The sequence below is a fragment of the Flavobacterium notoginsengisoli genome, from assembly GCF_014207905.1.
In the GTDB taxonomy this organism is placed as follows: domain Bacteria; phylum Bacteroidota; class Bacteroidia; order Flavobacteriales; family Flavobacteriaceae; genus Flavobacterium; species Flavobacterium notoginsengisoli_A.
Genome location: NZ_JACHLB010000010.1, coordinates 69,299 through 89,479, shown reverse-complemented (window position 1 = coordinate 89,479; position 20,181 = coordinate 69,299). Strand labels below are relative to the sequence as shown.

Annotated in this window: 19 protein-coding genes and 4 tRNA genes; 1 reads left to right on the top strand and 22 read right to left on the bottom strand. The window is 33.7% G+C overall.

Annotation, left to right across the window (positions count from 1 at the left end; genetic code table 11):
* Positions 1-217: 217 nt before the first annotated feature.
* The 17 genes from rpoB to HNP35_RS22385 form a co-directional block, all read right to left on the bottom strand.
* The gene (gene rpoB, locus HNP35_RS22465) at positions 218-4,030 is read right to left on the bottom strand and encodes a DNA-directed RNA polymerase subunit beta (protein WP_111376088.1); all 3,813 of its coding nucleotides are present in this window, start codon (positions 4,028-4,030) and stop codon (positions 218-220) included.
* A gap of 266 nt (positions 4,031-4,296) precedes the next feature.
* On the bottom strand, positions 4,297-4,668 hold the full coding sequence (rplL, locus tag HNP35_RS22460; RefSeq protein WP_008466917.1) for a 50S ribosomal protein L7/L12: 372 nt from the start codon (positions 4,666-4,668) through the stop codon (positions 4,297-4,299).
* An 89-nt stretch (positions 4,669-4,757) separates the two neighbouring features.
* Positions 4,758-5,261, bottom strand: coding sequence for a 50S ribosomal protein L10 (gene rplJ, locus HNP35_RS22455; protein ID WP_184167632.1), 504 nt, complete (start codon positions 5,259-5,261; stop codon positions 4,758-4,760).
* A 22-nt stretch (positions 5,262-5,283) separates the two neighbouring features.
* Entirely contained in the window at positions 5,284-5,973 is a 690-nt protein-coding gene (gene rplA, locus HNP35_RS22450) for a 50S ribosomal protein L1 (protein ID WP_008466920.1), read from the bottom strand.
* A gap of 13 nt (positions 5,974-5,986) precedes the next feature.
* Positions 5,987-6,424 (bottom strand): 50S ribosomal protein L11, encoded by a 438-nt coding sequence (gene rplK, locus HNP35_RS22445; protein ID WP_008466923.1) that lies wholly within the window; start codon positions 6,422-6,424, stop codon positions 5,987-5,989.
* A gap of 67 nt (positions 6,425-6,491) precedes the next feature.
* Positions 6,492-7,043, bottom strand: a complete 552-nt coding sequence (nusG, locus tag HNP35_RS22440; protein ID WP_008466925.1) for a transcription termination/antitermination protein NusG — start codon at positions 7,041-7,043, stop codon at positions 6,492-6,494.
* Between the two features lie 10 nt (positions 7,044-7,053).
* Entirely contained in the window at positions 7,054-7,251 is a 198-nt protein-coding gene (secE, locus tag HNP35_RS22435) for a preprotein translocase subunit SecE (RefSeq protein ID WP_184167635.1), read from the bottom strand.
* 18 nt (positions 7,252-7,269) lie between these two features.
* Positions 7,270-7,340, bottom strand: a tRNA-Trp gene (locus HNP35_RS22430).
* 56 nt (positions 7,341-7,396) lie between these two features.
* The gene (tuf, locus tag HNP35_RS22425) at positions 7,397-8,584 is read right to left on the bottom strand and encodes an elongation factor Tu (protein WP_026730432.1); all 1,188 of its coding nucleotides are present in this window, start codon (positions 8,582-8,584) and stop codon (positions 7,397-7,399) included.
* Positions 8,585-8,639: 55 nt separating this feature from the next.
* Positions 8,640-8,711 (bottom strand) — tRNA-Thr (locus tag HNP35_RS22420).
* An 81-nt stretch (positions 8,712-8,792) separates the two neighbouring features.
* Positions 8,793-8,873, bottom strand: a tRNA-Tyr gene (locus HNP35_RS22415).
* A 58-nt stretch (positions 8,874-8,931) separates the two neighbouring features.
* Positions 8,932-9,005: transfer RNA gene (locus tag HNP35_RS22410), tRNA-Thr, on the bottom strand.
* Between the two features lie 90 nt (positions 9,006-9,095).
* A complete protein-coding gene (hpf, locus tag HNP35_RS22405; RefSeq protein WP_035652108.1) occupies positions 9,096-9,398 on the bottom strand; it encodes a ribosome hibernation-promoting factor, HPF/YfiA family in 303 nt (100 codons plus the stop codon).
* A gap of 33 nt (positions 9,399-9,431) precedes the next feature.
* Entirely contained in the window at positions 9,432-10,325 is an 894-nt protein-coding gene (locus HNP35_RS22400; protein ID WP_184167638.1) for a tyrosine-type recombinase/integrase, read from the bottom strand.
* A gap of 97 nt (positions 10,326-10,422) precedes the next feature.
* On the bottom strand, positions 10,423-10,617 hold the full coding sequence (gene rpsU / locus HNP35_RS22395) for a 30S ribosomal protein S21 (protein ID WP_026730435.1): 195 nt from the start codon (positions 10,615-10,617) through the stop codon (positions 10,423-10,425).
* A gap of 122 nt (positions 10,618-10,739) precedes the next feature.
* Entirely contained in the window at positions 10,740-11,882 is a 1,143-nt protein-coding gene (locus HNP35_RS22390) for an acyl-CoA dehydrogenase family protein (RefSeq protein WP_184167641.1), read from the bottom strand.
* 14 nt (positions 11,883-11,896) lie between these two features.
* Entirely contained in the window at positions 11,897-12,628 is a 732-nt protein-coding gene (locus HNP35_RS22385; protein WP_317618028.1) for a ComEA family DNA-binding protein, read from the bottom strand.
* Positions 12,629-13,061: 433 nt separating this feature from the next.
* On the opposite strand from HNP35_RS22385, the gene HNP35_RS22380 reads away from it, so the two are divergent.
* Entirely contained in the window at positions 13,062-14,531 is a 1,470-nt protein-coding gene (locus HNP35_RS22380) for an APC family permease (protein ID WP_184167648.1), read from the top strand.
* 51 nt (positions 14,532-14,582) lie between these two features.
* On the opposite strand, the gene HNP35_RS22375 is transcribed toward HNP35_RS22380, so the two are convergent.
* From HNP35_RS22375 to HNP35_RS22355, 5 genes are all read right to left on the bottom strand, one after another.
* Positions 14,583-14,810, bottom strand: a complete 228-nt coding sequence (locus tag HNP35_RS22375) for a PspC family transcriptional regulator (RefSeq protein ID WP_026730439.1) — start codon at positions 14,808-14,810, stop codon at positions 14,583-14,585.
* 74 nt (positions 14,811-14,884) lie between these two features.
* Complete coding sequence (locus tag HNP35_RS22370) at positions 14,885-16,156, bottom strand: DUF2851 family protein (RefSeq protein WP_184167651.1); 1,272 nt, start codon at positions 16,154-16,156, stop codon at positions 14,885-14,887.
* Positions 16,157-16,228: 72 nt separating this feature from the next.
* The gene (locus HNP35_RS22365) at positions 16,229-16,711 is read right to left on the bottom strand and encodes a 3'-5' exonuclease (protein ID WP_184167654.1); all 483 of its coding nucleotides are present in this window, start codon (positions 16,709-16,711) and stop codon (positions 16,229-16,231) included.
* A 78-nt stretch (positions 16,712-16,789) separates the two neighbouring features.
* Entirely contained in the window at positions 16,790-18,151 is a 1,362-nt protein-coding gene (locus HNP35_RS22360; protein ID WP_184167658.1) for a pyridoxal-phosphate dependent enzyme, read from the bottom strand.
* Positions 18,152-18,194: 43 nt separating this feature from the next.
* Positions 18,195-20,168 carry a putative porin gene (locus HNP35_RS22355; protein WP_184167661.1) on the bottom strand — a complete coding sequence of 658 codons (1,974 nt, stop codon included), beginning with the start codon at positions 20,166-20,168 and terminating at the stop codon, positions 18,195-18,197.
* Positions 20,169-20,181 lie beyond the last annotated feature (13 nt).

The window sequence follows — 20,181 nt, the reverse complement described above, 5'->3', positions numbered from 1 at the left end:
AAATTAAAAAGTTAATCATTCAGCTACTACCTCGGGTTACTTCTCTAAACCTCAAAATTAAATTTGAAGTGCTAGTTATAAAATGCCTCGCATTGTTATAAAAAATCGGAACGGGTTACGGGTATAAATCTTTAAAAACTTGTAACACTTTGTAAACAGTCGAAGTCCCAGTTTTCAGTGTTAAACTGAATACTGAGACTATAACTGAAAACTTTTATTATTCTTCCAAACGAAGATCTAAACCTAGACCTTTCAATTCGTGCATTAATACATTGAATGATTCTGGTAAACCTGGTTCTGGCATAGTTTCACCCTTAACGATAGCCTCGTAAGTTTTAGCTCTACCAATAACGTCATCAGACTTAACAGTTAAGATTTCACGTAGGGTACTAGAAGCTCCATAAGCCTCAAGTGCCCAAACCTCCATCTCTCCAAAACGCTGACCTCCAAATTGAGCCTTACCTCCAAGTGGCTGTTGCGTAATCAATGAGTATGGTCCGATAGAACGTGCGTGCATCTTATCATCAACCATGTGTCCTAATTTAAGCATGTAAATTACACCCACAGTTGCTTTTTGTGCAAAACGCTCTCCAGTTCCACCATCAAATAGGTAAGTATGTCCGAAACGTGGTACATTAGCCTCATCAGTCAAAGCATTGATTTCGTCTAGAGAAGCACCGTCGAAGATTGGAGTAGCAAATTTTCTACCCAAGTTCATACCAGCCCATCCTAATACTGTTTCATAGATCTGACCAATGTTCATACGTGAAGGTACCCCTAGTGGATTCAATACGATATCTACTGGTGTTCCATCTTCTAAGAATGGCATATCTTCATGACGAACGATTCTTGCAACAATACCTTTGTTACCGTGACGACCCGCCATTTTATCACCAACTTTTAACTTACGTTTTTTAGCGATATAGATTTTAGCCAATTTCAAGATTCCAGATGGTAATTCATCTCCAACTGTAATAGTAAATTTCTCTCTTCTTAAAGCACCTTGTAAGTCGTTCAGCTTAATTTTATAGTTATGAATCAAATCATTAACCATTTTATTAGTAGCGTCATCAGCAACCCACTGACCTTTGCTTAAGTGAGCAAAATCTTCTACTGCGTAAAGCATTTTTTGAGTATATTTTTTACCTTTTGGTAAAACTTCTTCACCCAAATCATTCATTACACCTTGAGATGTTTTTCCGTTAACAATCAAGAATAATTTCTCAACTAATCTGTCTTTTAATTCAACAAATTTAGTTTCGAACTCCATTTCTAAAGCACCTAAAGCGTCTTTATCCTGAGTACGTTTACGTTTATCTTTTACGGCTCTTGCAAATAATTTTTTGTCAAGAACTACACCATGTAAAGATGGAGAAGCTTTTAATGAAGCATCTTTTACGTCACCAGCTTTATCCCCGAAGATTGCACGAAGCAATTTCTCCTCTGGAGTTGGATCTGATTCTCCTTTTGGTGTAATTTTTCCGATCAAAATGTCGCCAGGCTTAACCTCTGCTCCAATTCTGATCATACCGTTTTCATCTAAATCTTTAGTAGCTTCTTCAGAAACGTTAGGAATATCGTTTGTTAACTCCTCGTTTCCTAACTTAGTATCTCTAACCTCTAATGAATAATCATCAACGTGGATAGAAGTAAAAATATCATCACGAACTACTTTCTCAGAAATTACAATCGCATCCTCGAAGTTGTATCCTTTCCATGGCATGAACGCAACTTTTAGGTTTCTACCTAAAGCTAATTCTCCATTTTGAGTAGCATATCCTTCAGACAATACTTGTCCAGGAACAACTCTGTCACCTCTTCTTACGATAGGTTTCAAGTTGATACTTGTACCTTGATTGGTTTTTCTAAATTTAATTAAGTTGTACGTTTTCTCATCAGCATCAAAACTTACCATTCTCTCGTCTTCTGTACGATCGTATTTAATAGTAATGATGTTAGCATCTACGTATTCAACAGTACCATGCCCTTCAGCATTGATTAATACTCTTGAATCAGAAGCTACCTGACGCTCTAAACCTGTACCAACAATCGGTGCTTCAGGACGGATCAAAGGAACTGCCTGACGCATCATGTTTGATCCCATCAACGCACGGTTCGCATCATCATGCTCCAAGAAAGGAATCAAAGATGCAGAAATCGATGCAATCTGGTTAGGAGCAACGTCTGTATAATGTACTGAACTTGGCTCAACAACCGGGAAGTCACCCTCTTCACGAGCAATAACGTTACTAGCTGTAATTTTACCCGAAGCATCCATGTCAATGTTTGCCTGAGCAATCATTTTTCCTTCTTCTTCTTCAGCACTTAAATAGATAGGTGCGCTTTCTAAATCAACAACACCATCTGTAACTTTACGGTATGGAGTCTCGATGAATCCCATTCCGTTAACTTTTGCATAAACACCAAGAGATGAAATCAAACCAATGTTTGGTCCCTCAGGAGTTTCAATCGGACATAAACGACCATAGTGAGTATAGTGAACGTCACGAACCTCGAAACCAGCTCTTTCTCTCGAAAGTCCACCTGGTCCAAGTGCAGAAAGTCTTCTTTTGTGTGTAATCTCAGCTAATGGATTCGTTTGATCCATAAATTGAGATAACTGGTTAGTACCAAAGAAAGAGTTGATAACTGATGATAATGTTTTAGCATTAATCAAATCAATTGGTGTAAACACCTCGTTATCTCTAACGTTCATTCTCTCACGAATAGTTCTAGCCATACGCGCTAAACCAACACCGAATTGTTGAGACAATTGTTCACCAACTGTTCTAACACGACGGTTTGATAAGTGGTCGATATCATCAATCTCTGCTTTAGAGTTGATCAATTCGATCAAATATTTAACGATTGTAATGATATCTTCTTTAGTAAGCACTTGCTTATCCATAGGGATATCTAAATCTAATTTTTTGTTCATTCTGTAACGACCAACTTCACCTAAGTTATAACGTTGATCAGAGAAGAACAATTTATCTATAATACCACGAGCAGTTTCCTCATCAGGCGGTTCAGCGTTACGCAACTGACGGTAAATGTGCTCTACAGCTTCTTTTTCAGAGTTTGTAGGGTCTTTTTGTAACGTATTGTGGATAATAGCATAATCTGCTTGGTTATTATCCTCTTTGTGCAACAAAATAGATTTTACATTAGAATCAATGATTTCTTCAACATTATCTTTGTCGATAATTGTATCACGATCAAGGATAATTTCGTTACGTTCGATAGAAACTACCTCTCCAGTATCCTCATCTACGAAATCCTCGTGCCATGTGTTCAAAACACGTGCAGCAAGTCTTCTTCCAATATATTTCTTAATACCTGTTTTAGAAACTTTAATTTCTTCAGCTAAGTCGAAAATTTCAAGGATATCCTTATCTCTTTCGAAACCGATAGCACGGAATAAAGTTGTTACAGGTAATTTTTTCTTTCTATCGATATATGCGTACATTACGCTGTTAATATCAGTAGAGAACTCTATCCAAGAACCTTTAAAAGGAATAACTCTTGCAGAGTAAAGTTTAGTTCCATTTGCGTGGAATGACTGTCCAAAGAAAACCCCTGGAGAACGGTGTAATTGAGATACTACAACACGCTCGGCACCATTAATAACAAAAGTACCACTAGGAGTCATGTAAGGAATTGTTCCAAGATAAACATCTTGTACAATAGTTTCAAAATCTTCGTGTTCTGGATCCGTACAGTATAGTTTTAACCTAGCTTTTAAAGGCACACTATAAGTAAGACCTCTCTCTATACATTCTTGAATTGTATAACGTGGTGGGTCAACAAAATAATCTAGGAATTCCAATACAAAGTTGTTTCTTGTATCTGTAATTGGGAAGTTTTCCATGAAGGTATTGTATAACCCTTCGTTGCCTCTTTCATCAGATTTCGTTTCTAATTGAAAGAAATCTTTAAAAGATTTAACCTGAACATCCAAGAAATCCGGATAATCAGGAATATTTTTTGTAGAGGCAAAATTCAATCTTTCAGTCTGATTTGTTATCATCAATGGACAAAATTTTGATTAAAAAAAAGTAATTTTTTTGTGTAAAAACACACTGTTTAATCTATACTTTCTTATTATAATCAATACATCTTTAAAAATAAAACAGCATAAAGAAGTTCAATTTTCTTTCTTCGTATTGATCAAAAACTTTTTCGTATTTTAAACTATGGAATAATAAAATTTAATATATTTTATTATACGAAAAATGGTTTAGACCCTTGGATGTTGCCATCCAAGGTCTAAACCTAGTTCTAAACTGAGTTTAATTATTTAAGCTCAACAGTAGCTCCAGCCTCTTCTAAAGATTTTTTAAGACCTTCAGCCTCTTCTTTAGAAACACCTTCTTTAACGTTGCTTGGTGCACCGTCAACTACATCTTTAGCTTCTTTAAGACCTAAACCAGTTAATTCTTTAACTAATTTTACAACAGCTAATTTAGAAGCTCCTGCATCTTTCAATACAACTGTAAATTCAGTTTGTGCTTCTTCAGCAGCACCGTCTCCACCACCAGCAGCAACTACTACAGCTGCAGCAGCAGGCTCGATCCCGTACTCGTCTTTTAATATTGTTGCTAATTCGTTAACTTCTTTAACTGTTAAGTTAACTAATTGTTCTGCGAATTGTTTCAAATCTGCCATTTTCTCTATCGTTTAAAATGATTTGTAAAAAATATAATTTATTTATTGTGCCTAATTAAGCAGCAAGGAAGCAAACTCCCTCACTATAATTACTCTGCTCCTTCTTCTTCGCTTCCTGCGAATTTGTTTTGTAAAGCAGAAATAATTCTTTGAGCTGGAGATTGTAATAATCCAATGATTTCTCCAATAAGCTCTTCTTTAGATTTAATTGTAGCTAATGCATCTAATTGGTTATCCCCAATATATACTTCAGAATTGATGTAAGCTCCTTTTAAAACTGGTTTATCAGATTTCTTACGGAAATCTTTGATAATTTTTCCAGGTGCGTTAGCAACATCAGAAATAAAGATAGCACTGTTACCTGATAAAACTGTAGGTAAATCACCATAATCATTATCAGAAGCTTCCATTGCTTTTGCAAGCAAAGTGTTCTTTACAACTTCTAATTTGATACCTGCTTTGAAACAAGCTCTACGTAAGTTTGAAGTTATCTCTGCGTTTAAACCAGAAATATCAGAAATGTAAATGATATTTGTACCAGCTAACTGCGCAGTTAAATTTTCAATCGCGATTGATTTTTCTTCTCTAGTCATACTAAAAATTTTTAACTACCAATTATACTGCTTTAGGGTCTAATGCGATAGCAGGACTCATTGTGCTTGTAAGGTGAATACCTTTAATGTATGTACCTTTAGCAGCAGTTGGTTTAAGTTTTATTAATGTTTGAATAATTTCGTGTGCGTTCTCAACGATTTGCTCAGCTCCGAAAGAAACTTTACCAATACCAGCGTGAACGATACCAGTTTTATCAACTTTAAAGTCAATTTTACCAGCTTTAACTTCTTGAACAGCTTTTGCAACATCCATAGTTACAGTACCTGTCTTAGGGTTTGGCATTAAACCTCTAGGTCCTAAAATACGACCTAATGGACCTAATTTACCCATAACAGCAGGCATAGTAATGATCACATCAACATCTGTCCAACCGTCTTTAATTTTTTGTAAGTAATCGTCAAGACCAACGTGATCTGCTCCAGCTTCTCTTGCTTCAGCTTCTTTATCTGGAGTAACCAATGCTAATACTTTAACGTCTTTTCCTGTTCCGTGAGGTAATGTAACTACACCTCTAACCATTTGATTCGCTTTTCTTGGATCAACACCCAAACGAACTGCGATATCAACAGACTCATCAAATTTTGCAGAAGCAACAACTTTAATTAATGCAGCAGCATCTTTTAAAGAGTATAATTTGTTCTTTTCAATTTTTGAAGCAGCCTCTTTTTGCTTTTTTGTTAATTTTGCCATTTCTTTTTCTTAATTAAAAAGGAGCATCTCCTGATACAGTTATACCCATAGATCTAGCTGTTCCAGCAACCATACTCATAGCTTTCTCAATTGTGAAAGCATTTAAGTCTGGCATTTTGTCTTCAGCAATAGTTCTAATTTGTTCCCAAGTAACGCTAGCTACTTTTTTACGATTAGGCTCACCAGAACCAGATTTTAGCTTTGCAGCTTCCATTAACTGAACTGCTGCTGGAGGAGTCTTAACAACAAAATCAAATGATTTGTCTTTGTACACAGTGATTTGCACTGGACAAATTTTGCCAGGTTTATCTTGAGTTCTAGCATTAAATTGCTTACAAAACTCCATGATGTTAACCCCAGCAGCTCCTAAAGCAGGTCCAACCGGTGGCGACGGGTTCGCAGCACCTCCCTTAACTTGTAGTTTAACTACCTTACTAATTTCTTTAGCCATTTTTAAAAAATTTAACACTGTGATCAATGGAAGCGATCACAATGGTTTATTATAGTGTAACAAAAAATTATACTTTTTCAACTTGCATAAAACTTAACTCTAATGGAGTTTTTCTTCCGAAAATCTTAACCATTACTTCAAGTTTACGCTTCTCTTCATTGATTTTTTCAACAGATCCATTAAATCCATTGAAAGGTCCATCAATAACCTTAACCGTTTCTCCAACACTAAATGGTATAGAACGTGTATCTGTATTTACAGCTAGTTCATCCACTTTTCCTAACATACGGTTGACTTCAGACAATCTTAAAGGAACAGGTTCTCCTCCTTTAGTTTCTCCTAAAAATCCAATAACACTAGTAATTGACTTAATAATATGAGGAATCTCACCAACCAAGTTAGCTTCGATCATAACATATCCAGGAAAATACACTTTATCCTTAGATGATTTTTTCCCATCTTTTACAGTAACTACTTTTTCAGTAGGAACCAAAACTTGGGAAACATAATCCTCCATACCTAATCTAGCAATCTCAGTCTCAATATAAGCTTTCACTTTATTCTCTTGACCACTAACCGCTCTAACTACGTACCATTTTTTCACATTATTATCTGCCATCACAAAAAAATTATCCTTTTAACCAGTTAAAAAATCCAGCCAAAGCTTTTGCAAAAAATTCGTCTACTCCCCAAGTTGCCAAAGCAAATAGAATCGAAAATACAGACACAACAATTGTCAATTTTTGAACTTCAGCCCAAGCTGGCCAAGTAACATTTGACTTTAACTCTTCGAAAGCCTCTGATAAATAATTAGTAACTTTTGTCATTTGATATATTTTTTATTGCACGGGCGGAGGGATTCGAACCCCCATCAACGGTTTTGGAGACCGCTATTCTACCCTTGAACTACGCCCGTAATTAAAGCCAGTGATTAAAAAATAATCACTGGCTTTCTTATTTATTTTTATAGAATTACTCTACGATTTCAGTTACCTGACCAGCACCAACTGTTCTACCACCTTCACGGATAGCGAAACGTAAACCTACGTTCATAGCGATTGGGCTTAATAAAGCAACCTCAATAGTTAAGTTATCACCTGGCATTACCATCTCTACACCTGCTGGTAAAGAAATAACTCCTGTTACGTCAGTTGTACGTACGTAGAACTGTGGACGGTAGTTATTGTGGAATGGAGTGTGACGTCCACCTTCTTCTTTTTTCAAGATATAAACCTCAGCTTTGAATTTAGCGTGTGGTTTTACTGAACCTGGCTTAATAATAACCATACCTCTTTTGATATCAGCTTTATCAATACCTCTTAACAATAAACCTACGTTATCTCCAGCTTCACCTCTATCAAGGATTTTACGGAACATCTCAACTCCTGTAATAGTAGAAGTTAATTTTTCAGCTCCCATACCAATGATTTCAACAGGATCTCCAGTGTTAGCAACTCCAGTTTCGATACGACCTGTAGCAACAGTTCCACGACCTGTAATTGTAAATACGTCCTCAACTGGCATCAAGAATGGTTTAGCAACGTCACGTACTGGCTCTTCGATCCAAGCATCAACAGCTTCCATTAATTCGATAATTTTAGGTACCCAGTTTGGATCATTGTTTAATCCTCCTAAAGCAGAACCTTGAACTACAGGACCATTATCTCCATCATATTCGTAGAAAGATAATAAATCTCTAATTTCCATTTCAACAAGCTCTAATAACTCAGCATCATCAACCATATCCACTTTGTTCATGAAAACAACGATTCTTGGAATACCAACCTGACGACCTAAAAGGATGTGCTCACGAGTTTGTGGCATTGGACCATCTGTAGCAGCAACTACTAAGATAGCTCCGTCCATTTGAGCAGCTCCAGTAACCATGTTCTTTACGTAATCCGCGTGACCTGGACAGTCAACGTGAGCGTAGTGACGGTTAGCTGTTTCATACTCTACGTGAGATGTATTAATAGTAATACCTCTTTCTTTCTCCTCTGGAGCGTTATCGATTTGATCAAACGATTTTGCTTGACAGTAACCAGCATCTGACAATACTTTTGTAATTGCAGCAGTTAATGTAGTTTTTCCGTGATCTACGTGTCCAATTGTACCTATGTTTAAGTGCGGTTTGGAACGATTAAAATTCTCCTTTGCCATTTTACTTAATTTTTAATCTTAGTTATATATTAATTTTCAATTTCCTACTTACTTGAGCCAATGTCGGGATTTGAACCCGAGACCTCTTCCTTACCAAGGAAGCACTCTACCCCTGAGCTACACCGGCAGAGAGTTCTGATTTTAGATTTTCGAATTTAGATTTTAGATCCCTAAAACCTAAAACACTAAACCTCAATCTCTTTTTTTGTGGGGAGAGCAGGATTCGAACCTGCGAAGTTCACACAGCAGATTTACAGTCTGCCCTCGTTGGCCGCTTGAGTATCTCCCCTAGTTTTAAAATCTCATTATTTTAATGAACAAATTCAAATCGCATTTGAATTATTTTGAGCCGATAGAGGGACTCGAACCCACGACCTGCTGATTACAAATCAGCTGCTCTAGCCAGCTGAGCTACATCGGCGAATGCAATAAAAAAGTCCGCTATTTCTAACGGACTGCAAATGTAGCTATTTTATCTTTTAATCAAAACATTTTTCAAAAAAAATTTCAATTAAATGTGTGCTCTTATTTTTTCTTTCCTTTTCACAAGTAAACGTTCTAACGATTCCGCAGAAAGCTCTACCGCTTCCTCAAATGTCTTACACTGTTTTTTAACCAAAAAATCATCCCCAGGAACATTAATCTTAATCTCCACCGCTTTATTTTCTTTATCACTAGTTCTTTCAACCTTCAAAAAAACATCTGACGAAACTACACGATCATAGTATTTCTCCAACTTATCCATTCTCTCCTGAATAAAATCGACCAATTTTCTGTCAACAGTAAAGTTAACTGCATGAACATCTACCTTCATAATAAAAATTTTAGGATTAACATTTTAGAATTATTATTTATTCCGCGGATGCGCACCTATATACACCTTTTTAAGTTCCGCCAAACTATTATGAGTATAAACTTGCGTAGATGCCAAACTAGAATGCCCTAACAACTCTTTAACTGAATTCAAATCTGCCCCATTATTTAATAGATGAGTTGCAAAAGTATGACGAAGCACATGCGGACTTTTTTTCACCTTTTCTGAGACTCTACTAAAGTATGAATTTATTAAACGATATACAAAAGATTCACTCAATTTTAATCCTTTTTTCGAAACAAAAAAATAATCCGAATCAACAATATTTTCTAAACCGTCCCGCTCCTTTATATATATATCAATCTGACTAGATATTATTGACAAAATAGGAATCAAACGCTCTTTATTTCTTTTACCCAAAACTTTTATCAATCCCGCAGAACAATCTATATTTTTCAATTGCAAACCAATCAGCTCTGCACGACGCATTCCCGTCACATAAAACATCTCAACAATCAATTTATCACGGATTTCTTCGAATCCAACAGGGTCATCAATTTGCTCCATCAAATCTTTTATTTCTTTTTCAGAAAAAGGAACCTGAACCACTTTAGGCGTTTTCAAAGACTTATGCTTCAACATCGGATTAATTTCAATTTGCTTTGATTTCAAAAGAAATTTATAAAAAGCTTTTAGCGATGCCACTTTCCTATTAACTGAAACATTAGAAACATCCTGATCTACCAAAGAAACAATCCAACTTCGAATCTGCCCATAATTAACCAAATCAGCATTCTCTTGACCGAATTCTTCTGCAACAAAAACCTCAAAAGCAGTTAAATCCCCCAAATACGCATTAACAGTATGAGAAGAATATTTTTTCTCCAATAGCAGATAGTCACAAAAAGCCTCTTTATTTGTCTTCATAGAAAATAAAATATCTCAAAATTAAACATAAAAAAACCGTTAGAATCAAAATTAAAACATTTTGATTACTAACGGTTATTATTTTTAAAAGCTGATATTAACTTTCTAAACTATCTTTCAAGCCTTGAATGTAAGCCGCTTTTTGAATTTGAGCTCTTTTAATAACAGATGGCTTAATAAAAGCAGTACGTGCTCTTAATTGACGAACAGTTCCTGTTTTATCAAATTTTCTTTTATAGCGCTTTAATGCTCTATCGATATTTTCTCCGTCTTTAATTGGTATAATTAACATAATATAGACACCTCCTCTCGTTAAGGCTGCAAATGTAAAAATTAATTATTAAATACAAGCCATAAATTATGAATTATTTTTTCAGAATAGAATTTACAGAATATTAAAGTGCCTATAAAACTTTAATCTTTCAATAAATTTCTAGAAATCACTAATTTTTGAATCTCTGTTGTTCCTTCACCGATTGTACATAATTTTGAATCTCTGTAAAATTTTTCGACAGGAAAATCTTTAGTATAACCGTACCCACCATGAATCTGAACTGCATCATTCGCAATTTTAACGCAAGCTTCTGAAGCATACATTTTTGCCATTGCTCCAGATGTTGTAACTGGTTTATGTTGTTGTTTTAAGTATGCGGCTTTGTGCAATAATAACTCAGAAGCTTCGATTTCTGTTGCCATATCTGCCAATTTAAATGAAATCCCTTGAAAACTACTAATTGGCTGACCAAACTGATGTCTTTCTTTTGAATATTTCAGTGCCGCCTCGTAAGCTCCTTTAGCAATTCCTAAGGACAAAGCCCCTATCGAAATTCTTCCTCCGTCTAGAATTTTCATCGCCTGAATAAAACCTTGACCCACTTCGCCTAACCTATTTTCATCAGGGATACGACAATTATCAAAAACCAATTCCGCTGTTTCACTAGCCCTCATTCCTAACTTATTCTCTTTTTTACCCGATGTGAAACCTGGCATTCCTTTTTCGAACACAAAAGCTGTCATTCCTTTTGAATCTCCTTTTTCTCCAGTTCGAACCACTACAACAGCAATATCTCCTGAAATAGCATGTGTTATAAAATTTTTAGCTCCATTTACTATCCAATGATCTCCATCTTTTACCGCAGTTGTGTTCATTCCGCCTGCATCAGAGCCCGTATTATGCTCTGTTAATCCCCAAGCTCCTAAATATTCTGCCGAAGCTAATTTAGGAAGCCACTTTTTCTTCTGCTCTTCATTTCCAAAAGTTAAAATATGATTCGTACACAAAGAATTGTGAGCCGCAACTGACAGACCTATTGAAGGATCTACTTTCGAAATCTCCTCTATAATAGTTACATATTCATGATATCCTAAACCTGAGCCACCATATTCTTCCGGCACTAAAACCCCCATAAATCCCATTTCTCCAAGCTGTTTGAATAAAGGAACTGGAAAAATTTGAGCTTCATCCCATTCCATTATGTAAGGTCTCATGTTTTTTTCTGCAAAGTCTTTTATTGACTGTGCAATCATTATTTGTGTTTCGTTATAATCAAAATTCATTGGTCGTGTTCTTTTTAGAACTCCAAATATAAACTAATTATTTTTGCTTTTTCTACAGGAAAATCTTTAATTTTTGCTAAATCCTCAATATTCTTAAAATTTCCATTCATACTTCTATATGTTACAATTTGTTTTGCTAAGGCATATTTGAAATATGAAAATTGCGACAACTCTTTTAAAGACGCATCATTGACATTTATTTTCTTTAATGTCGGAGGAATTACCGCTTTAAAATGAGTATTTAATTCAGCTATAACTTCTGGCGAAAGTCCCCAAATGTCTTTCATCTGCTCCATTGAAACAAAACAACCTAGAATCTCTTTTTGCTTTAGTATTCTTCCTGATAATCCTTCTCCAATTCCATATAATTTCATCAAATCTTCTTGACTAGCTTCATTGATATCCATTACTTTCAGCTTTTCTTTTTTTGGAAAATCATTTCGAACAAAATCTATTTGCTGTGCTTTTAAATTGGCTTTTTGCTTTGTCCAATTTGGAAATTTAAATAAGGGAGCTATCTTTTTCAATAATGAATCTGAAATTCCTGTGATTTTCCGAAACTCTTCTGGCGAGTTTACATATTTATTTTCTTTTCGGAATTTCATTAAACGATCTATCTCTTCAACGGTCATTCCTAATTTATAACCTTTATAATCAGAAATAAAATTAGGATTAAACGGATAATTAGTCGTTTTTTTACCTTCTGTATTTAATTTAAGTCTATCTATTTCAGATTGATAAGCCATCCACTTATCTTTATTTAGGTCTTTTATATCCAAAACTTCAAAATCAGAAAATAAATAGAAAAACTGCAATCCAATTATTATAACAAAGAGAATAAATACTCCTATTTGCTGTTGCTTTGAAAAATGAAAAAACCTACTAAACTGCTTGAAATTCATGATATAAAAAAAACTTTAGTTTTATAACTAAATAAAAAAGAAAGAAAAAACTTTCAAATTTATCAATAAAAATTAGTAAGAAAAGTAGTTTTTAAAAAATTATTGAATGTTTTATAAATAAGCAATTAATTTAATGAATGTCAACACATAAGGAAATATTCTTGAGAGTACTGTAAAAAAAATAAAGATTTTATAACTTAAAACATGATAAATGTTTTTATTTTTTACAAAAAACAATACATTTGGCACTTAATAACAAATAAACCAATAAAATAGTATGTCAATTTGGAGAGTTAAACCAATATCTGCCTTTGAGGCTGATATGAAAAAAAGTGATTTAAAGAGAGTCCTAGGAAAATGGAGTCTTACTGCCATTGGTGTTGGTGCCATTATCGGTGGAGGAATTTTTGTACTTACTGGTACTGGGGCTTATTATCATGCAGGTCCAGCATTAGCAATTTCGTTTATTATTGCAGGTATTGCCTGTGTATTTGCGGCTCTTTGCTATTCTGAATTTGCTTCGATATTACCTGTTGAAGGATCTGCTTATGCATATGCTTATGGTACTATTGGAGAAATTTTTGCTTGGATAATTGGCTGGGGACTTATTCTCGAATATGCAATGGGCTCGATGACCGTCGCCGTTTCCTGGTCAGGATATTTTAATAAATTGCTTAAAATATTTCACATTCAACTCCCTGAATGGCTTACAACAGACCCTACAAGCTACACAGGAGAAGGATTTTCAATGAATCTTCCTGCTTTCTTAATCGTTATACTAGTTATTTCATTACTTATTAAAGGAACAAAAAGTGCTGCAAAAGCAAATAATGCAATTGTTATCCTTAAAGTATCTGCGGTGATCTTCGTAATTATTGCTGGTCTTTTCTTTATTAATACTGCAAACTGGAGCCCATTTATTCCAGAAGCCACTCAAATTATTGAAAAGGAAACTACTCACAATGCTTACGGAATTGGAGGTATTGTTTCGGGAGCTGCAGCAATTTTCTTTGCTTATGTTGGTTTTGATGCCGTATCTACACAAGCTGGAGAAGCTATCAATCCTAAAAAAGATGTTCCGTTTGCTATTATTGCTTCATTATTAATCTGTACAACTTTATATATTCTTGTTTCTTTAGTATTAACAGGAATGATGAATTACCAAGACTTTAACCCACTAGGAAAATATCCAGAAGCTATTAAAGCTCCTGTTGCTTATGCTTTTGACATTGCAGGACAAGGTTGGGCAGGATTTATTATTACAATTGCTGCTACAATTGGTTTAGTTTCTGTATTAATGGTAATGATTATGGGACAATCTAGAATTTTCCTTGGAATGTCTAAAGACGGTTTAATTCCATCTGTTTTCTCTAAAGTAAATCCTATTTCTGGAACGCCAAAAACTAACTTAATGATTTTAGGAGGTATCATCGCTACAGTTGCCGCATTTACCCCAATTAACAAGTTAGCAGATATGACAAGTTTCGGTACTTTATTTGCCTTTACAATGGTTTGTATTGCTGTTTGGATCTTGAGAGTTAAACAACCTGGATTAAACAGAACATTTAAAGTTCCTGCATTGCCAGTTATTGCAGTATTAGGTATTGCAATCAATACATATTTAATTATCAATTTGAGTATCGATGCTCAATTATTATCACTTGGCTGGCTTGCTATTGGTATTCTGGTTTATTTCGGATACAGCAAGAAAAGATCAAGACTTAATCAAGATACTACTGAAGAATAAAAAATACTATTTTCAAATAAAAAGCTCCAAATCTAAATTTGGAGCTTTTTTTTATAAATCAAATACTGATGTTCTTTTTGAGCGAATTAAATCTTTCAATCGAATCCAAAATGCCAAAGTCAGATAGACTCCAAATCCTAAACCAGCTGTAACAAAAGAGATATAAATAAAAAACAATCTCACATTTGTTACGCGCATTCCAAGTTTATCTGCCAATCTTGAAGAAACATGAAAACCGTATTTTTCAAAAAAGAATTTAAGTTTTAAAATAGCAGACATTTTATAATTTTAGATTTTTGAGTTAAGATTTTAGATTTCACATAATAATGTGAGTTACAAAAATACAAAATTATCTAATTATTTTTTAGAAGCTCTACTCCAATTCCACATTTCAAACAAGCTTTATGATTACAATATTCATTTTTTAGTTCTAATAAAGTCTGACTTTCAAATGCATTTTTTGATTTTATTCCAAACGAATTAAATTTATCTATTACCGCATTTTTCTCTGGCGCGACTTCATTCATGAAATCCATTAAATTTTCGATATCGGTTTCTCCTAATGTAGCAGAATAAGCAAACTGAATAGGAATAATAGTGTTTATAACTATCAAATCTAAAAACGATTTTGATAATGACTTTGCTTTCTTAGGACTTTCTTTATCAAATTGATAATGATCTATCCAATAATTACTTACCGAAACAGCAAACAAATTATAAACACTATCAACAGCTTTTAAATCGATTACTTTAGAAAATAAGTTTTGATACTTGTGATATAAACCTGCCAACTGCGAAAGTCTAATTGTTGGAAAATTATCTGGGCGGAGTTTAAAAAATTGCAGCGGTTCTACAAACGTTCTCTCTAATTGATATTTATGCAGCAAATAAAAATATCTAAATTTTAAATCTTTAAAATAGATGTCTTCTTTTTCCACATTTAATAAACCAGCAGTCCCAAAGAATAACGCTTCGAGGTTTTCGTTTTCAAAACTTTCTTTTCTAATAATTGAAAACGGAATTGATTTAGCAATTTGCAGAAAGGAATTTCCATTCGTATTTAAACCAAAATTCTTTGCTAAAAGGCAAAACAAAACAGCTTCCCAATCTTTATTTGTCTCTTCTAATAAATCATAAATAAACTTAGATTTACGTTCTAAACGTTCTAAAAATAATCTCTCTTTCCAGCTCGCAAAAACAAATCGATCTACATCCTTCAGTTGCTTCTCACATGAAATCCAAGTTTTTGGAGAAACTAATGCGCTGTAGTTTTCAATTATTTCTTTTTCCACATAATCTTTAAGAACCAAAACAGGAATTTCTGTATTGTCTTCTCTAAAAATTGCTGTATCATTTTCCCACACTACATGCAGAATAACATTTTTATATGCAGGATCATTTTCATGATTGTGAAGATACCAATCTGAAGATTTTAAATGGATCTCAACATTGCCTGCCCATTTTTGATTTCCAATTTCTATATGGGCGTTGAAAAAATCCGGGCCCGAAAGCTCCAAATAATCACCTATTTTAAGAACTGTAATTACCTCTCCTTTAGCAGTTTTTAAATTCAAAGAATCAAACTTCTTGAATTTCCAGAGATAATGAAGAAAGTCTTCTCTCATTTTTAAATTTTAAAGCATATTTTTAAAATCTAAAAATAATATTTTTTTATTACTTTTCTTACAAAAAATAATTTATTTAAGCATATATAGTTTAGCGCAAGCACGCGCATCTGACAAAGCCTCGTGATGATTAAGCTGGATATTCATTTGGCGACAACAATCACTTAATTTTGTTGGTTTAAATCCTTTTGCTTTATAGATTTTGACGGTACACTCCCATTTTGCTGCAATGTTTAAATCCTCGTAATTCAAGCCATGAAGCAACATTGTTTTCATTAAAACATTACGATCAAAACTTTCGTTATGCGCCACAACAACACGATTTTTCAATCTCTTTTCAATTTCGGGATAAACTTGAAAAAAAGATTTCGCATTAATTGTATCTTTAGGATAAATCCCATGAACACGGATAGTAAATGGATTATATTCATTATTTGGAGGCTTAATTAAAGACACAAATTCGTCTATAATTACCCCGTTTTGAACTGTAACAATTCCTACCGAACAAGGATGATATCCAGTTGCTGTTTCAAAATCAATTGCTGTAAAATTCATTTTAAATTTTTAAATGAAAAATCCACAAATCCAATCGTTAAACAATCAGATTTATGGATTAATTTTATTTTTAGATCCCTATTTTATCGAACCGATAATATCATATTTCGTAATAATATGATGGTGTCCATTTCCTAAGTCAACCAATACTGCATCATTTTCTTTTGAGAAAAGTTTTGACACTTCTTCGATTGGCGTTCCTAATTTTACAATTGGAAATGGTTTTCCCATTACTTCTTTAATTGGTTTTTCGGCTACATTTTTATCTGCCACATAACTTCTAAATAAGTCTGTTTCATCAACAGAGCCGACAAATCCGTTAATATCGACAACAGGAATTTGCGAAATTTTATACTTACGCATACGTTCAATTGCGTGCGAAACTAATTCTTCTGTACGTACAACAATTAATTCTTTATCAATATGATCTTTAATCACATCTTCGGCCTTAGTAACGTTTTCTTCTAAAAATCCACGTTCACGCATCCAATCATCATTGAACATTTTACCAACATAACGGCTTCCAGAATCATGAAAAAGCACTACAACAACATCATCAGGTTTAAAATGTTCTTTTAACTGGAGTAAACCTTTAATACATGCTCCGGCAGAATTTCCAACAAAAATAGCTTCCTCTAAAGCAATTTTTCTAGTATAAACCGCTGCATCTTTATCTGTTACTTTTGTAAATCCATCTATTAAAGAGAAATCGACATTTTTAGGTAAAATATCTTCTCCAATTCCTTCTGTTATGTAAGAATAAATTTCATTCTCATCAAAAATTCCAGTTTCGTGGTATTTTTTAAAAACTGAACCATAAGTATCGATTCCCCAAATTTTAATGTTTGGATTTTTCTCTTTCAAATATTTTCCAACACCAGAAATTGTTCCTCCCGTTCCAACACCAACTACGAAATGCGTGATTTTACCCTCAGTTTGTTTCCAAATTTCTGGACCTGTTTGTTCGTAATGTGCCAATGAATTTGACATGTTATCATACTGATTTACATACCAAGAATTTGGTGTTTCTTCTGCCAAACGCTTAGAAACCGAATAGTAAGATCGAGGATCTGTCGGTTCTACATCTGTAGGACAAACAACAACCTTGGCTCCAACAGCACGAAGAATGTCCATTTTTTCTTTAGACTGTTTATCTGAGATTACGCAAATTAACTTATATCCTTTTACGATTGCTACAAGTGCTAATCCCATTCCTGTATTTCCTGAAGTTCCTTCAATAATAGTTCCTCCAGGTTTCAATCGGCCATCAGCCTCTGCATCTTCAATCATTTTTACAGCCATTCTGTCTTTCACAGAATTACCTGGATTAAAGGTTTCGACTTTTGCCAATACTAACGCATCAATTTCAGCAACAATTTTGTTGAGTTTTACCAATGGCGTGTTGCCAATTGTTTCTAAAATGTTTTTTGAAAAGTCCATTTTTATTTGAGTTTAAGATAGTGGTTCTAATTAAATTCGGCTTTTATTGGAAGAAATTCCAAACTAAACCAAAACGCAATACAAAATCACGATAAGGATTATTAGGTGCCGAGTAATAATCGCTTTGTGAGAAAAGCGCATTTATGTGTTCCGCTTTTAAGTAAAAACGTGTCTGACGAATTCTAGCATTTACAAAGAGATCAAATGTGGCAAAACCGCCCGTCTTTTTTTCTTGCTGAACAAAGAATTCTGCAACAACCGGATTGTAATCATCTCCATAATATTTCGTCAGATAATTAAATACAATACCTGTTTGAATAAACAATGCTTTTTTGAAAAAATGATTTGAATAATAAAACGTATTTCTGGTTACAAAATCTGGAACGTTTAAAATCAAATCTGATTGATCTACTTTTTGATATAAAAGTGTATTATCTAATGCAAAAGGACCAAATTTAAATTCACGGCTAGCTTTTATTTCTAAATAATTTATGACATTCCCATACTGTTCTGGTGTAACAATTTGAACATTTGCTACTGCCGACGTGTCTCTAAAATACAAATGATCTTTCAGTACAGTGTATTGAACTTGTCCTGTTAACCAAGGAGTTGTTATTTCTGCACTTAACGAATTTATTTTTTCATTTTTGAAATTATGCGACCAATTATATGAAATCCAACTACTTTGAAATAAATTATAATTATTATTTGGCAGTTTATTGATGTTACGATATCTAAAATCAAACTTGATTTTTTCGTTTAAATCGTATCTCAATTTAGCATCTAAATCTGAAAGCGATTGATTGGTAATTGATCTTGAATATAAAAATCTACCGTTCCATTTATTTTTCTGATATTCATATTGACCTCCCACATTATTAATCTGCATATATAAATTAGCCGGAACTGCATGACCTAAAGAATCAACAATGACTCTTTCGTATTTATAATTGGATCTGTAATCGTCTATAAAAAAGTTAAACTTCCCTAAAAGAGAGTTCTCATAAGCAGCTCCTACTTTATTATACAGCCTTTCATATTTTGTTTCATCATTGATGTTGCTTGCTACATAAGAATCTCCGAAACGATTTACTTTTGTAGTAACATTATTATTATCTGTAATTGAAGAAGCTACAGTTGGCTGTTTATAATTATAATTTTTATACTCATAATTAAACTGATGCGTTAGATATAAATTATTATTTCCATCAGTTGGATTGACTCTAAAGGCATGATCAAAAAATAATCTTCTTCCTTTCAATAGAGATTCTGCATCTGTTAAATAAACCTGCAATCTTTGTCGGTTTTTAAAATCGGGATCATCACTTTCAAAATTGGACACATTTGTGATCCCTCCATTTTCTTCGTTCATTATATCTTGATTAGCAAAATGCGCGTTGATCGCATAACGCCTGCTAGTTGTAGCATAACTAGTTGTAAATCTGAAATTACCTGCGCTAACTAATTGATTAATATAATCTCCCTCAGATCTTAAACCTCTATAAGCGATTGAAAAATTAAGATTCTTTGATGTATTTAAAGTGATAAAGGAATCTACATTCTGTCCTTTATTAATTGTTGTATTAAAAAACAATTCCGTAAAAGGCGTTGCTGCAGAATAATACCTTATTTGATCTGCCTGCATATAATTAGAATGTTTTCCTGTAAATCCTATTTCAGGATACGGAGAAAAACTTGTCAAACTATATTGCAATGTATTTAATGGTTGCCCGATATTCGAAAACTCCAAAAGTCCGAAAAGGTCTTTTCTAAGATGATTTTGCCTGTAAGCACTTTTTATAGTCAGCGAAGTATCTGCATAAATAGTATCATGCTCTAAGGTAACTATCTTATATTGGTCTATGGTTGCTATTTTCGCTTTTTTCTTCTTTACGGTATCTGTAATACTAGAATATTCCGTATTCATATCTAAATCCTTTTTAGGAGCGGCTTTTTTTTCTTGAGAAAACAATAAAGTTGGTAAAACTAATAGATATAGGAAAATGAATATTCTCATTTGATGACTTTGT

Excerpts from the sequence above, each read along its gene's own strand:
- rpoB (WP_111376088.1), bottom strand. The coding sequence starts at position 4,030 with ATGATAACAAATCAGACTGAAAGATTGAATTTTGCCTCTACAAAAAAT.
- rplL (WP_008466917.1), bottom strand. The coding sequence starts at position 4,668 with ATGGCAGATTTGAAACAATTCGCAGAACAATTAGTTAACTTAACAGTT.
- rplJ (WP_184167632.1), bottom strand. The coding sequence starts at position 5,261 with ATGACTAGAGAAGAAAAATCAATCGCGATTGAAAATTTAACTGCGCAG.
- rplA (WP_008466920.1), bottom strand. The coding sequence starts at position 5,973 with ATGGCAAAATTAACAAAAAAGCAAAAAGAGGCTGCTTCAAAAATTGAA.
- rplK (WP_008466923.1), bottom strand. The coding sequence starts at position 6,424 with ATGGCTAAAGAAATTAGTAAGGTAGTTAAACTACAAGTTAAGGGAGGT.
- nusG (WP_008466925.1), bottom strand. The coding sequence starts at position 7,043 with ATGGCAGATAATAATGTGAAAAAATGGTACGTAGTTAGAGCGGTTAGT.
- secE (WP_184167635.1), bottom strand. The coding sequence starts at position 7,251 with ATGACAAAAGTTACTAATTATTTATCAGAGGCTTTCGAAGAGTTAAAG.
- tuf (WP_026730432.1), bottom strand. The coding sequence starts at position 8,584 with ATGGCAAAGGAGAATTTTAATCGTTCCAAACCGCACTTAAACATAGGT.
- hpf (WP_035652108.1), bottom strand. The coding sequence starts at position 9,398 with ATGAAGGTAGATGTTCATGCAGTTAACTTTACTGTTGACAGAAAATTG.
- HNP35_RS22400 (WP_184167638.1), bottom strand. The coding sequence starts at position 10,325 with ATGAAGACAAATAAAGAGGCTTTTTGTGACTATCTGCTATTGGAGAAA.
- rpsU (WP_026730435.1), bottom strand. The coding sequence starts at position 10,617 with ATGTTAATTATACCAATTAAAGACGGAGAAAATATCGATAGAGCATTA.
- HNP35_RS22390 (WP_184167641.1), bottom strand. The coding sequence starts at position 11,882 with ATGAATTTTGATTATAACGAAACACAAATAATGATTGCACAGTCAATA.
- HNP35_RS22385 (WP_317618028.1), bottom strand. The coding sequence starts at position 12,628 with ATGGCTTATCAATCTGAAATAGATAGACTTAAATTAAATACAGAAGGT.
- HNP35_RS22380 (WP_184167648.1), top strand. The coding sequence starts at position 13,062 with ATGTCAATTTGGAGAGTTAAACCAATATCTGCCTTTGAGGCTGATATG.
- HNP35_RS22375 (WP_026730439.1), bottom strand. The coding sequence starts at position 14,810 with ATGTCTGCTATTTTAAAACTTAAATTCTTTTTTGAAAAATACGGTTTT.
- HNP35_RS22370 (WP_184167651.1), bottom strand. The coding sequence starts at position 16,156 with ATGAGAGAAGACTTTCTTCATTATCTCTGGAAATTCAAGAAGTTTGAT.
- HNP35_RS22365 (WP_184167654.1), bottom strand. The coding sequence starts at position 16,711 with ATGAATTTTACAGCAATTGATTTTGAAACAGCAACTGGATATCATCCT.
- HNP35_RS22360 (WP_184167658.1), bottom strand. The coding sequence starts at position 18,151 with ATGGACTTTTCAAAAAACATTTTAGAAACAATTGGCAACACGCCATTG.
- HNP35_RS22355 (WP_184167661.1), bottom strand. The coding sequence starts at position 20,168 with ATGAGAATATTCATTTTCCTATATCTATTAGTTTTACCAACTTTATTG.